Genomic DNA, 12,858 nt, shown 5'->3' with positions numbered 1-12,858 from the left:
AATACGAAAAATCTCTATAGTTCAACAGGATGTGTCTCGGTGTGGAATACCAAAGCGACCTTGAGAGCTACCAAAGCGGTCTCATTCGATTTGGGTATCAACAATGTATTCGATCGAAACTTTTACTACAACTACGGCTATCCTGAAGCGGGACGCAGTGTCTTCGGTAATATTCGTTACAAATTTTAATCACCGCTGTGGAGTCGATCTCCCCGATATTTCAGTATAATAATAACAACTTAGGAGTGACCATGTTTTTAGAAGCGATCAATTTTTCCGCCATGTACCGTGAGCACAAAGCCACCACCGATTTCAAAGGAAAAACGAGCAGTGATTGGGATGAAAAATCAGCCGATATGGCGGCGTCCGTTATCAATAGCCCCTATGTGGAGGATTTCATCTCTCGTATGAATATCACAGGAGACGAAGTGGTTCTCGACATCGGATGCGGACCGGGAACCCTCGCGATCCCGTTGGCAAAACGGGTCAAAGAGGTGATCGCCATCGACTTCTCCGCCCAAATGCTCGAAGAGCTGAAAGCCTACGCCGCGCGCGAAGGGGTTACTAATATTAAAACATATCATATTGGATGGGAAGATGACTGGAGTATTCTTCCGCAAGCCGACATCGTCGTAGCCTCCCGCTCGATGGAAGTTCCCGATGTCGAAGCGGCTCTGGCTAAAATGTCGGCTCATGCGACAAGGGCGTGCTATCTCACCTACAAAGTGGGAGGGAGTTTCGTCGATATGAATATCCTAGACTTCATCGGCAAAAAGGTCAAAACCAAACCCGATTACTGGTACATCCCGATTATCCTCTACTCTCACGGCTATCTCCCCCGTATCGACTACATCGAAACAGGACGGGGAAGCGTCCGTGCAAATACGGAAGATGAGTTTGTCGAATCGCTGATTTGGAGCGTCCATACGTTAGACGACGAGCAACAGAGCAAAGCACGCCAATATTTCCGCGAGGTCATTGTAGGGCAAAAGCGCCCTCCCCGAATGGTCAACTGGGCATTTATCGGATGGGAAACGACGCTATGATCACCCTAAACGATTTTGAGCTCGAAGCCCTGCTAGCCGAAGATGTCCCTTACGGCGATCTCACGAGCGCATCGCTAGGGATCAGTGACCAACGCGCCCGCATCACCTTCTCAACCCGAGAACGCCCCCTCGTGGTCTCCTGTACCGAAGAAGCGGTGCGCTTGTGCGGACTCTATGGTTTGGAGATCGACGGTTTTGTAAAATCGGGGACTTTGGTTCCGCCCAAGAGTGTCTTTCTCGAAGCCCACGGCGAAGCTGGTAATATCCACCGCATCTGGAAAAGCGTCCAAAACCTCCTCGACTACGCGAGCGGTATTGCTACCTACACCCGAGAGGCGGTACTCTTGGCTCGTAGTATCAATCCTGATATAGTGGTTGCCACCACCCGTAAAACCACCCCCTTTACGAAAAAAATTTCTATCAAAGCGGTCGAATCAGGTGGCGGAGTAGCGCACCGTTTGGGTCTTTCGGAATCGATCCTGATCTTCGATTATCACCGTGTTTTCTTCCCTGCCGAGGAAGCGTTTAGCGAAGCCCTGAGCCAAACCAAAAAAGCGAACCCTGAGAAAAAGATCGTCATCGAAGCCTCTGACATCGCCGAAGCGCTCAAATTTGCCCGCTTCGGAGCAGACATCCTCCAGTTGGAGAAATTCCCCCTCACTAAACTCGCCGATGCCGTCCAAATCCTCCGTGCCGATTACCCTCATATCACGTTGATCGCCACGGGGGGAATCAGCGCCAAAAACATCGCCGAATATGCCGGTACGGGGGTCGATATGATCGTCACCTCATCCCCCTACAGCGCGCAACCTGCCGATATTAAAGTGAGAATAGAACCGCTGACATGATAAAACCATTTTTCTACGGTGCACTTATCGGTATTTTAGGGGGATTGATGGGGCTTGGCGGTGCTGAGTTTCGCCTCCCCGTTCTCACCTTTATCTTTGATTTTGCGACCCTTCATGCCGTGGTGATTAACCTCATCATCTCATGGGTTACCGTTATATCATCACTGGTATTTAGATGGGAATCGTGGAGTGCTGTAGAGCCGTATTTACCTATCGTACTAACGCTTCTCTCAGGCTCACTTATCGGTGCTTCCATAGGTGCTTCTTTGGCATCAAAAATCGATGAAAAGAAACTCGATCGGATTGTTGCGATACTATTAGGAATTTTAGCGCTTGTAATGATTGCAGAAACCCTAATCCATTTCGATCCATTACGGTTAAACCTCATCTCTATGACGCTTCTGGGGTTTAGTGCAGGGATCATTATCGGGCTCTTTAGCAGTATGCTCGGTGTCGCTGGAGGAGAGCTCATCATCCCGACCATTTCCCTGCTTTATGGTGTGGATATTAAAATAGCCGGAACCCTTAGCCTAATGGTCAGTTTGCCTACTATCATGGTTGGAGTCTATCGCTATAAAAATAGAGCCCCTTTTACCATCGTCAAGCCCAACCTTTCCCTAATCGCCTCGATGGCAGGAGGATCGGTTCTCGGGGCGTGGATAGGAAAATCGATGCTTGGACTCTTCTCCAGCGGACATTTACAACTCTTTTTAGCCTTTATCCTCTCCCTATCCGCCATTAAGCTCTATAAAAAAGGAATGCAATAATTTATGAATACCCTAAAAGCCACTATCACCGCAGTAACTGCTTCAGAGCACCTCAGCATCCTTAGTGTTTCCGTAGCCAATGAGCCGTTTCACCTCCTCCTCGCCGAAGCCTCGAATGCTCTCATCGGAGCCGATGTCACCTTGGCGTTCAAAGAGACCGAAATAATCCTCTCCAAAAACGTCACCGCCACGAGCGCAAATTGTGCCCGCGCTACCGTCCAAAAGATCGAAAATGGAATTGTCCTCTCTCAAATCACCCTCACCTATCACGAGATGAATCTCATCGCGTTGGTACCGACACTGACGTTTAACACCCTCGCGATAAGTGAAGGCGATGAAATACACTGGATGGTTCAACCCTCTGAAATTTCACTCCTAAAGGAAACCCATGGAAAATGAATTTTTAACCACGATGACGCTGACCTTTGAGCTGGCTGCCGTCACCACGGTTATCTTACTCCTTATCGGTATCCCATTGGCCGCATTTTTAGCGTTTAGCAAAACCCGTTTCAAAAGTGTTGCTGAGACCATCGTCAGTATGCCCCTCGTATTGCCCCCCTCGGTACTGGGATTTTATCTCCTCCTCGCCTTTAGCCCCGCTTCGTTTATCGGGGAGTTTTTAACCTCTCACGGGATACGGCTGGCATTTAGTTTCGAAGGGCTTGTTGTTGGATCGGTTCTCTTTAGCCTACCATTCATGGTACACCCGATCCAATCCGCCCTCTCCCAAGTCCCCCGCTCCATTTTCGAAGCCTCTTATACCCTCGGTAAATCGAAAATTGAGACCATGGTTCGCGTTATTCTCCCCACTATCCGTCACGGTCTTATCTCAGGGATCGTCCTTGCGTTTGCCCATACGGTCGGAGAGTTCGGGGTAATCCTCATGATCGGTGGAAATATCCCTGACGAAACCCGTGTCGCTTCCATCGCCATCTATGACGAAGTGGAATCGCTCAACTACGCGATGGCACACCAATACGCCCTCACCCTCTTTGTCGTGACGTTTGCAATCTTGCTCATCGTCTACACTCTGAATAAAAAATCACTAGAGGGACTACGATGATATCTATAAACGTCACCAAAACCCTTAACACTGCCGATGGAGTGTTAAACGCCGAATTTATTATTGAGATCCGTAACGGAGAGTTTCTAACCCTCTTCGGTCCCTCCGGTGCCGGAAAAACAACATTGATGCGTATGATCTCAGGACTCGAAACACCAAACAGCGGAGTGATCGAAGTGGACGGTGAAGTATGGTTTGATTCGGAACGCCGTATCAATCTCCCGCCCCAAAAACGGAGTATCGGTTTTGTCTTCCAAGACTACGCCCTTTTTCCGACGATGAGTGTCCGTGAAAACCTCCTCTTTGCCGCAGAAACCGCAGAACAAAAACAAGGGGTGGATGAGCTCATCGCTATGGTAGAGTTGGAAAATCTCGCCAACCGCCTCCCATCTACCCTCTCAGGGGGACAAAAACAGAGGGTTGCTTTGGCACGCGCGCTTGTGCGCCGACCGAAGATATTGCTTCTTGATGAGCCTCTCTCCGCGCTTGATCCCGTTATGCGCCAAAAGCTCCAAGACGAACTCGCCCTCATTCACTCCCGCTTGGGGGTAACCACATTGCTCGTGAGTCACGACATTGCCGAAACGGTCAAACTCTCAGACCGCCTCGCGTCGGTGGTATCGGGTCGTATTGAGAAGCTCTGCTCACCTATGGAGTTCTTTAGTCCCCAAACCCTCAGCGGTAAACTCCAGCTCATCGGCGAGGTGCTCAAAATAGAGGAGGATGCCCCCGTCTTTATCGTCACCTTACTCGTCGGCTCATCCATCGTCCGCACGGTAGCTAGCGCCGATGAGGCTTCAGAACTTAGGGTGGGTGCCCATGCTATAATTTCGACCAAAGCGTTCAACCCGATTCTTATCCCTATCCCTTAATGACTTCCTATCAATTTTTTGAACATCGATGTTAACAAGCCCTCTTTGAGGGCGGTTTTCTCGATGAACTCATCGTACGTCATTTTTTTTGCTTTGAGATAGTCGTTAAAATACGCTTCCGAAGCCGCCAACCCTTCCGCCTTTTCTATCGCCAAAAGTTCTTCATACAGTGGGGTAATCTTCGTAACCAAATGGGCATCTGCCCCTCTACGATGCGCTACATATCCGACGACACGATTTTCATAGGGGTGTTTGCGAATCTCGAAATGGGTCGTTACCCAATAATAATCGCCGTTTTTGGTCAAATTTTTGACAACGGCAAAAATGTCCTGATTGTTATGGAGCCGTTCCCACATCAGCTTAAAAATCACACCGGGCATATCGGGATGGCGAACAATACTGTGAGATCGATCCATCAGCTCCTCCATGCTATATCCCGATACCGTACAAAAATCTCTATTGGCATACTCGATAATACCGCGTTTATTCGTTCGGCTTACGATCAAGACATGCGGTTCAATTTTGATTTGATTACCCATATAATCCTCTATGATTATTTTAATAACAAATTGTATAATTATTAACGGTCAATTTACTCTTATTGGTGTTCAATTTTTAATCATTTATTGGACTAAATCAAAAAAGATATAATGAATAAAAGAACAATTCGGGCAAAGCCCGAAAAGAGCGTATTATTTTGCAAGGATAATGAAGTTGGCTTTGATGAGGGCGTAAACGGTTTCACCGACTTTGAAATCCAAATCTTCGACCGAATCTTCCGTGATAACAGCGGTCAAAGTTTGATCCCCCATAGAGAGTTTGAGTTCGCCGTTGACGATCCCTTTTTTCACTTCACTCACTTTGGTTTCAATGATATTGCGGGTACTGATATTGGTCGGTTTGTCTTTGGCAACCATTACAAACGGAGCTTTGATGATGGCGTAGATGCTCTCACCCACTACCAATCCCATCTCCTCAACCGAGTCATTGGTAATGACCGATTTTAATACGGTATTCCCACCCACAGAGAGGACTACTTCGCTATTGATTTGACCTTTTTTGATCTCGGTAATCGTACCTTTGATCTCGTTGCGTGCACTTGTTTTCATGACATTCCCTTAATATAGAGTGTGAATGTCTGCGGTTATTGAAAGTATCGCCTAATTAAACTTAATATTTTGCTTATTCTATTTTAGATATAACGTCTAATAATATTAAATTTAGAGCCAAGGATTTCTCATGACCATTACAAAAGACTGCATCGTTACCATCGATTATCATATCAACGATACGGAGGGAAATCTTCTCCATGAAGAGGAAGAGTCGCTTGTCTATCTCCACGGCAATTACGGTCATATTTTCCCAACCGTCGAAGAGGCGTTACAAGGAAAAAGTATCGGTGAAGCATTTAGCGTGACTTTGAGCGCCGATAAAGCGTTCGGGAACTACGATCCCTCCCTCGTTGTAACAGAAGAGCTCAGCGAATTACCTATCGAGGTAAGTGTCGGAATGGAGCTTGACGGATATTTTGAAGAGGATTCGGATGATGTTATCATCTATACCGTTACCGAGATTGAGGGAAATCATGCGACACTGGATGGCAATCACCCTCTTGCTGGGATGGATCTCATTTTTGAGGGAACCGTTTTAGATATTCATGAAGCAACCCCAGAAGAGATCAAAGAGGTATTAGAGTTTCATCACCATCATTGATTATATTCCCACACCCAACGAGCGTATAAACTGCTCTACCCTCTCGGTATAGCCGTTGGGTTTGCCGAGTTCATCGTTGATCTCTCCGTGACTCAACGGTTGCTCGCTCATTTCGACTCTCAATCCCATATTTATCCCTTTTGCGACAAAAGTTTTAGAGTTCTCACACGGTTTATCTTCACGAGCACTGGAACAAACCAGTAGCATAGGGGGAGCAGACCGCTCAAGCTGATACAACGGCGAGTTCTCCACCCAGATATTTTTATCACTGCCGAACACATCATCGTAAAAATCGTAATGCTTTCGCTCCATCGTCTGCACCAAATCCATTGTTGCAGTATCAAGCGACACCGTTCCCAACCACTCTTTGAGACCGAGAGGAGTGTATTTTTGCGGATCGGCAGAGACCAAAGAGACCAAATGTGCTCCTGCTGAGTGTCCCATTAGAAGGATCTTTTTCGGATCACCGCCCCACTCATGTGCATGAGCTTGCACATACGAGAGTCCCGTAGCCACATCTTCTGCTTGTTGCATAGGAGTCACTTTGGGAACCAAACGGTAGTTTAGTGAGACGAAAATTGCCCCTTTAGAAACCCATCGGTTCATTTTATTTTGAACGACATTTTCCGATTTTTTGTCCCCCATTTTCCACGCACCGCCGTGCACCATCACAATAATAGGAGCATTTTGAGGAGCTTGAGGAAGATAAACATCGAGACGCTGTTTTTTATCCGAACCGTAAGAGATGTCGGTGAGTTGTTTAACCTCTTGATGGGTAGATGCTCGTTTTTGGATCATATCACGGATGATTCCCGCTTCCAACGTCAGCATACTAAACAATACCATGATAAAAAAAAGACGCATGTGATTACTCTTTCACATTATAAAGATCTATCATCGCTTCAAAGCCGTCTCTTTTGATCAAGATATAAGAGTTTTCAACCTTCTCATTTTTCAGCATCAATGCATCCTCTTTATCAATCGATCGTGTAGTGTATCCAAGAGGGGCATATTTTTCGACTATCTGGTGTTTAATTATCTCAAATTCATCTATCGTTTTCATCACAACGGTTTTGGCGGAAATACCGTTACCGCTTTTTTCTATCATACTCCGCCCGTCGAGTAAATAACCGCACTCTTTGCAACTGAGTCGACTCTCGGTAATCAAGGCATTACACTTTGGACATCGCTTAGATTTATCTATTTTTGGAAACAGGCTCAATACACCTAGAGCAATAATTAAGGATAGATCGGCGATATGGATAAAAGTGCTATGGTCGTATCCAAACTCAACCAAGCCAAATATCACCCCAATAAATATAAGCAAAGCTACCAATGCTTCCATTCCTCGACCGCGATAAAATGCAAAAACAAAAAGTCCGAGTTCAGCTATCCAAAACATGTTTATTAACCTATACTATTTAATTTAGATGATAAATAATATTAGATTGTAACTCTTTTTTGTTTAAATTAAATAAATTATGTATAGATTATCGATTTCTCTTCTCACCGAATACTTCAAAAGGCTCATCCTCTTTTATGAATTTTTGATTGTACAAATAAGAACTGCCAAACATCAAAATAAAGACAACCAATCCATACCAAGGGTTTTGAAATTTACCCCAAAATCTAGCACCAAAAAGTATTGAAAAGACAAATGCCATAACATTGTACTTTCCTTTATTGGACAATCTCGCACTCATAATTCCAATGGCTAAAAAGACCATCGGTATCATTCCAAAGCCTAATACAACCCAGAAAATAGTTTTGTGGTTATCCTGTGGCTCTTCGGTAACTTCTACAACCTCCGGTGCTGGCTGATAAGCAGGAACATATTGTCGTGCAATCGTCTTGGATATTGCCAATAACGCCCCCATTAATCCATCGTATAACGTCCCATTATGAAGATAGGGAGTAATCTTTGTCTCAACAATATCTTTTACCTCATTATCGGTTAAAAAAGCTCTATTAGCATGACCGACATCCATATAAACACGCGAGTTATTAGAATCAACGATCAAAAGAATTGAATGATCTTTTTCACCATAAGGCATTCCCCAAAAATGACGTAATTCTTTGGCGTATTGTTCTGCCGATAGTCCGTCTAATGAGGAGATCAACAGAATAATGATCTGTGTATCACTGTTGGCTCCGATTGTACCGGACATTTCAGATAGAGATTTTTCCTGTTTCGAAGTCAGATGATTGATCGGATCGATAACACGACCGGACCATTCAGGGAATGATCCATACAATTGTAGTGAGAGGCAATAGATAAATATTAATAAGCGAAACATGTATTAATCAATATGTCCAACGATCAATTCATTCGGCAATTCGTCAATATCACCCTCTTCGGCAGGGAATTCGTGTGCGAGAACTTCACCGCACGATTCTATCGCTTCAAGGTACCCTTCCCCCACACTTTTGGTATGCAAACGATGACGAAATTTCTCTAAAATCGGTTGCCATTTCTCAGAGGAGATTTTCGCGTCTATCCCAATGTCGGTAAGTATCTCGACATACCCCTCATCAATTGAGACAAAAAACAAAATAGCGCGTCGTTTCGTTGTACGATACAGACCGAATTTACGAAAGCTCTCTTGAGCTACGAGAGTTGCTTGCCGTCGCATTACCGTATGCGGAACCAACCGTTTGGCAATGATGGGTAAACGTGTTACGATCAACAATACGATAAACAACACGATTTGTAAGCGAAAAATATCCCCCAATGTAAGCCAATCGGTGAGCCACAGCATCAAATGAGGGATCAATAACGCGCTAAACGCCGATACAAAAAAAGCATATATCCCATAATCGCTACTTTTTTGGGTAATGATCGCGACAAACTCGCAAGAACTGTTTTTTTCGGCGTTTTGGATCGCCTCTTTGATCTGATTTTTTAACGTTTCATTCAACTGTTTCATAAGCTCCCCAATCCGTCCAATACACTTCCGATGTCGGCACTTGCACCCGCTCCGCCGAAATCGCCACCGCCACCGCTAAATACTTCGAATGAATCCCCGCTTCCAATATTTCCGCCACTATCTGCCATATCAATAATAATCGATCCGTAATCGGAATTTTGATCCGAATAATAGGCAATGATAGCGACAATCAAAGCGATAATACCACTGATAATCATGATGTGACTAAACGCCCATACCAAAAATCCGGCAAATCCTCCAACTAGAACTGATGCTATTACCCTGATAGCAATATTAACTTGTCGTGAGAAGAAGTAGCTTCCTGCCCAAAATGCCATCACTAAAAAAGGGATTGAAGCGATTGCCGCAATATAAAATGCACTCATCCGCACCGGTTTATAGGCACCGTAATCATGTTGATACTCTTTTGATACAATCGTCCCGATGGCATCGATTGTATCACGTATCCCGCCATAGACATCTTTCTCTTTAAAACGGGGGATCATTTTCGATTGGATCATCTCATACGCTTCGGCATCGGTGATAAACGCTTCTAATCCATAACCGATCTCGATCCGTACTTTTCGATCTTTCGGGGCGATCATGATCAAAATTCCGTTGTCTTCGTCTCTCTGCCCCACTTTCCAATAACGGGCGAGTTGATAGCCATACTCAGCAATGTCATACCCATCGAGTGATTTGAGAGTAACGACCACCACCTGTACGGTGCTGTCACGTTCAATCGTCCCTGACATATCGGCGAGAGACTGTTCCTGTGCTTTGGAAAGCAGTCCCGCTTCATCGACAACCCGACCCGTGAGTTCAGGAAATTTCGGCTCCGCAAAAGCATAAACCCCTATAAATATTAGGGTTAAAAAGGCTAACCGAAACATCGATTAGAACGCTACGGTTGGTGCTTTTTGACTCTGAGGCTCTGCGCTAAACGTCTCTTTGATCGTTGCATCGGGATAAAGGATTGCAGCTACCCAACGCCCCGGAACCGTACGAAGTTCGAGATTGTAGGCTTGGACACTTTGGATGTAATCACGACGGGCAACACTGATACGATTTTCCGTCCCTTCCAACTGCACCTGCAATGCCATAAAGTTTTTATCGGCTTTGAGTTCTGGATAACGCTCACTTACCATCATCAGTCGTGAAAGAGCACTAGTTAGTTCCCCTTGTGCTTTTTCAAACGCCGCAAATGCTTTGGGATCATTCAAAACGGCCGGAGTTATGTTCATTTGTCCCACTTTCGCACGCGCTTCGCTCACACCGAGTAAAACCTCTTTTTCATGTGATGCGTACCCTTTGACCGTTGCGACAAGATTAGGAACCAAATCGGCACGACGTTGATACTGGTTTTGTACCTGTGCCCATGAGGCTTTTGCCGACTCATCCAATGTTGGAACGCTGTTCATATGCCCTGCAAACATCATCACGACTGCTCCGATGATGACTGCCGCTAAAATTCCGCCGATTGCTTTCATGCACACCCTTTTACTATTAATAATGATAAATTGTAACTGTTTTTTGTTTAAAATTAGTAAATTATATCAGCACTCACATTTCATATCAGAGGCTTTGAACCCCTCGCTAATCTGGCGATGGGTAAGGAAAAACTCATCAACCACCGCGCGGAAGTGAACTGGATCATCGATACGGTTTACGAGATCACGTAGCGCCGATGCCCCTTCATACCCTTTGGAGTAAGTATGGACGTGTTTTCGGAACGTCACGACACCGCGTGCACCGTAACAGCTCACCATACCGTCTAGATGCTCCATTATGATTGCGTGTTTAACCATTAAATCGACCGTAGCACTGCCCGTTTTGAGCTGATGAAAAATCCACGGCGCCCCTACCGCACCGCGACCGATCATCACACCGTCCGCTTTCGTATGTTCTAGCACCCATTGCGCCTTTTCAAACGAGTCAATATCGCCGTTGGCAATCACAGGGATACCGATAGAAGCTTTGATCTCACCGATAGCGTCATAATCGACGGGAGCTTTGAATTTTCCCGCACGGGTACGCCCGTGAACGGCGAGGAAGTCGGCACCGCACGATTCGACCAATTTGGCGATTTCGATATGGTTTTTCGACTCAAATCCCAAACGGATTTTGACACTGAGGGTCGATTTGTTAGAGGTCTTTTTGATCGTCTCGATAATGCGAGCCATTCGCGGCAAATCGTTTAACAATGCGCTTCCTGATCCGTGGCAAACGATCTTAGGGACGGGACATCCACAGTTAAGATCGATAATATCGATGTCATCCACACCGTTAAGCACCTCCACCGCACGTCGTACAATATCCTCTTCCGCTCCGGCTATTTGTACCGAATAAGGATCTTCATTTGGGCTTCTCTCCAACATACGAATTGTTTTTTGCGATCCGTAGGCTAGTGCATTGGAGCTGATCATCTCACTCACCGTTAAATCGGCACCAAATTTTTTGACGACATTGCGAAACGGCAAATCGGTATATCCGGCTAAGGGGGCTAGTGCATAAACGGGGGTAGAAAAGTTAAGTTTGGGAGTCATAAAAAATACCTTGGAAGGGGAAAGGCAGCAATGCTGCCTTTTTTACTTAGCAACTGCGACGTAAAAAGATCGCGATGTCGTAGTGTTTGTTCGCACGTTTAAGATCACGATACGCTTTGAAGATCAAATAATCGTTATTGGCCGTATTGTTCAAAATCTCGTTTGCCGTGTCGATCATTTGCAAATCGTAAAGGGTATAAAAATACCCTTCCATCGCATCATCGTTCTGCTCGCTCAACATTTCAAACAAGCGGATACGTTGTTCAGGGAGCATATTTTTAGACATTGCCGCTGAAAGGTCAATCCAATCGTTGCTATCGAGCTTGATGGACAACAAAAGAGCCGCTAGCTCTTCGTTGCTGATTTGGATACCGTTCTCTCCGGCATTGACCCGTTGAACGAAATCGATCAAGGATGCTTTGTTGAAAAGGTGTTTAAACTTCATCACCGATCCGACCGATGCCGTTTTCACATACGATTCATAGGCTTTGGCACATACGATTTCACCGTAGCTATCAGGACGGGAGAGGACACTGTCCGCATCGATCTCTCCTCGTTCAAGACGGTTTAGGTTGTTTTGAATCGCGATAGAGGTATTGGATCCCAAATGGAATTTTTTAATATCTACTTTTTTATTCTCTTTGACGTCACGCATAAGCTCAAGTACGTCATCGATCTTTTCATTTCCGATAGAACGAAGCGTATCAAACGGCAACAGAAGAGAGTGATCGATCAATTTCCCCATCAGTTTGTACGATTCGCTTTTATAGACATAATTGCGCTCGCTTACACCCAATAATGAATCACGAAGCGCATCGATCATTTTTTCGTGGTCTTTGTTCAAACGGCGAAGTTTGAAGTTTCCGACCAACGCATAAACACCCATGTGAAGTAAACTGGCAAGGTACATGACCACAAGTGGAACAACAACCCAAAATGCAACCGGCAGGTTTGGAAAATGGATTCCCACTAAATCAAAAGAGATTGATTCGTTATCGATCGAATAAACCGCAGCAGCGACTAAAATCATTAAAATTAGCGATGCGATGGTATACCGTTTTAGTTGCATTACCTGA

Annotated in this window: 18 protein-coding genes; 8 read left to right on the top strand and 10 right to left on the bottom strand. The window is 45.3% G+C overall.

Annotated features, from left to right (window positions below):
- From VFW36_RS07295 to VFW36_RS07265, 7 genes are all read left to right on the top strand, one after another.
- Window positions 1–189 (top strand): hypothetical protein (locus VFW36_RS07295; protein ID WP_329658151.1); only part of this gene is annotated, 189 nt, incomplete at its 5' end.
- 62 nt (window positions 190–251) lie between these two features.
- The gene (locus VFW36_RS07290; RefSeq protein WP_329658150.1) at window positions 252–1,046 is read left to right on the top strand and encodes a class I SAM-dependent methyltransferase; all 795 of its coding nucleotides are present in this window, start codon (window positions 252–254) and stop codon (window positions 1,044–1,046) included.
- A complete protein-coding gene (gene modD, locus VFW36_RS07285; protein WP_329658149.1) occupies window positions 1,028–1,894 on the top strand; it encodes a ModD protein in 867 nt (288 codons plus the stop codon). The genes VFW36_RS07290 and modD overlap by 19 nt, the downstream gene beginning before the upstream one ends.
- On the top strand, window positions 1,891–2,661 hold the full coding sequence (locus tag VFW36_RS07280) for a sulfite exporter TauE/SafE family protein (RefSeq protein ID WP_329658148.1): 771 nt from the start codon (window positions 1,891–1,893) through the stop codon (window positions 2,659–2,661). Before modD ends, VFW36_RS07280 begins: the two co-directional genes overlap by 4 nt.
- A gap of 3 nt (window positions 2,662–2,664) precedes the next feature.
- Entirely contained in the window at window positions 2,665–3,060 is a 396-nt protein-coding gene (locus VFW36_RS07275; protein WP_329658147.1) for a hypothetical protein, read from the top strand.
- The gene (modB, locus tag VFW36_RS07270) at window positions 3,050–3,724 is read left to right on the top strand and encodes a molybdate ABC transporter permease subunit (protein ID WP_329658146.1); all 675 of its coding nucleotides are present in this window, start codon (window positions 3,050–3,052) and stop codon (window positions 3,722–3,724) included. Before VFW36_RS07275 ends, modB begins: the two co-directional genes overlap by 11 nt.
- Complete coding sequence (locus tag VFW36_RS07265) at window positions 3,721–4,596, top strand: ABC transporter ATP-binding protein (protein ID WP_329658145.1); 876 nt, start codon at window positions 3,721–3,723, stop codon at window positions 4,594–4,596. The genes modB and VFW36_RS07265 overlap by 4 nt, the downstream gene beginning before the upstream one ends.
- Here the strand turns inward: VFW36_RS07265 and VFW36_RS07260 are convergent.
- Complete coding sequence (locus VFW36_RS07260; RefSeq protein ID WP_329658144.1) at window positions 4,593–5,135, bottom strand: PAS domain-containing protein; 543 nt, start codon at window positions 5,133–5,135, stop codon at window positions 4,593–4,595. The genes VFW36_RS07265 and VFW36_RS07260 overlap by 4 nt on opposite strands.
- Before the next feature lie 153 nt (window positions 5,136–5,288).
- The gene (locus tag VFW36_RS07255; RefSeq protein ID WP_329658143.1) at window positions 5,289–5,705 is read right to left on the bottom strand and encodes a TOBE domain-containing protein; all 417 of its coding nucleotides are present in this window, start codon (window positions 5,703–5,705) and stop codon (window positions 5,289–5,291) included.
- Window positions 5,706–5,835: 130 nt separating this feature from the next.
- On the opposite strand from VFW36_RS07255, the gene VFW36_RS07250 reads away from it, so the two are divergent.
- Window positions 5,836–6,309: a peptidylprolyl isomerase gene (locus tag VFW36_RS07250; RefSeq protein WP_329658142.1), complete on the top strand. Its 474-nt coding sequence runs from the start codon at window positions 5,836–5,838 to the stop codon at window positions 6,307–6,309.
- Here VFW36_RS07250 and VFW36_RS07245 read toward each other — a convergent pair whose 3' ends face one another.
- The 8 genes from VFW36_RS07245 to VFW36_RS07210 form a co-directional block, all read right to left on the bottom strand.
- Window positions 6,310–7,173 carry an alpha/beta hydrolase gene (locus VFW36_RS07245; protein ID WP_329658141.1) on the bottom strand — a complete coding sequence of 288 codons (864 nt, stop codon included), beginning with the start codon at window positions 7,171–7,173 and terminating at the stop codon, window positions 6,310–6,312.
- A 4-nt stretch (window positions 7,174–7,177) separates the two neighbouring features.
- Window positions 7,178–7,711: a hypothetical protein gene (locus tag VFW36_RS07240; protein WP_329658140.1), complete on the bottom strand. Its 534-nt coding sequence runs from the start codon at window positions 7,709–7,711 to the stop codon at window positions 7,178–7,180.
- Between the two features lie 88 nt (window positions 7,712–7,799).
- Window positions 7,800–8,606: a TPM domain-containing protein gene (locus VFW36_RS07235; RefSeq protein ID WP_329658139.1), complete on the bottom strand. Its 807-nt coding sequence runs from the start codon at window positions 8,604–8,606 to the stop codon at window positions 7,800–7,802.
- A gap of 3 nt (window positions 8,607–8,609) precedes the next feature.
- The gene (locus VFW36_RS07230; protein WP_329658138.1) at window positions 8,610–9,236 is read right to left on the bottom strand and encodes a TPM domain-containing protein; all 627 of its coding nucleotides are present in this window, start codon (window positions 9,234–9,236) and stop codon (window positions 8,610–8,612) included.
- The gene (locus tag VFW36_RS07225; RefSeq protein ID WP_329658137.1) at window positions 9,233–10,129 is read right to left on the bottom strand and encodes a TPM domain-containing protein; all 897 of its coding nucleotides are present in this window, start codon (window positions 10,127–10,129) and stop codon (window positions 9,233–9,235) included. Before VFW36_RS07225 ends, VFW36_RS07230 begins: the two co-directional genes overlap by 4 nt.
- A gap of 3 nt (window positions 10,130–10,132) precedes the next feature.
- The gene (locus tag VFW36_RS07220) at window positions 10,133–10,726 is read right to left on the bottom strand and encodes a LemA family protein (protein WP_329658136.1); all 594 of its coding nucleotides are present in this window, start codon (window positions 10,724–10,726) and stop codon (window positions 10,133–10,135) included.
- 66 nt (window positions 10,727–10,792) lie between these two features.
- Window positions 10,793–11,782, bottom strand: a complete 990-nt coding sequence (locus VFW36_RS07215) for a tRNA-dihydrouridine synthase (RefSeq protein ID WP_329658135.1) — start codon at window positions 11,780–11,782, stop codon at window positions 10,793–10,795.
- Between the two features lie 46 nt (window positions 11,783–11,828).
- Window positions 11,829–12,851, bottom strand: coding sequence for a hypothetical protein (locus tag VFW36_RS07210; RefSeq protein WP_329658134.1), 1,023 nt, complete (start codon window positions 12,849–12,851; stop codon window positions 11,829–11,831).
- Window positions 12,852–12,858 lie beyond the last annotated feature (7 nt).

The sequence above is a fragment of the Sulfuricurvum sp. genome, assembly GCF_036279695.1.
Lineage (GTDB): Bacteria > Campylobacterota > Campylobacteria > Campylobacterales > Sulfurimonadaceae > Sulfuricurvum.
Note: the sequence above shows the minus strand (reverse complement) of the source record. Positions and strands in the feature narration are given on the sequence as shown.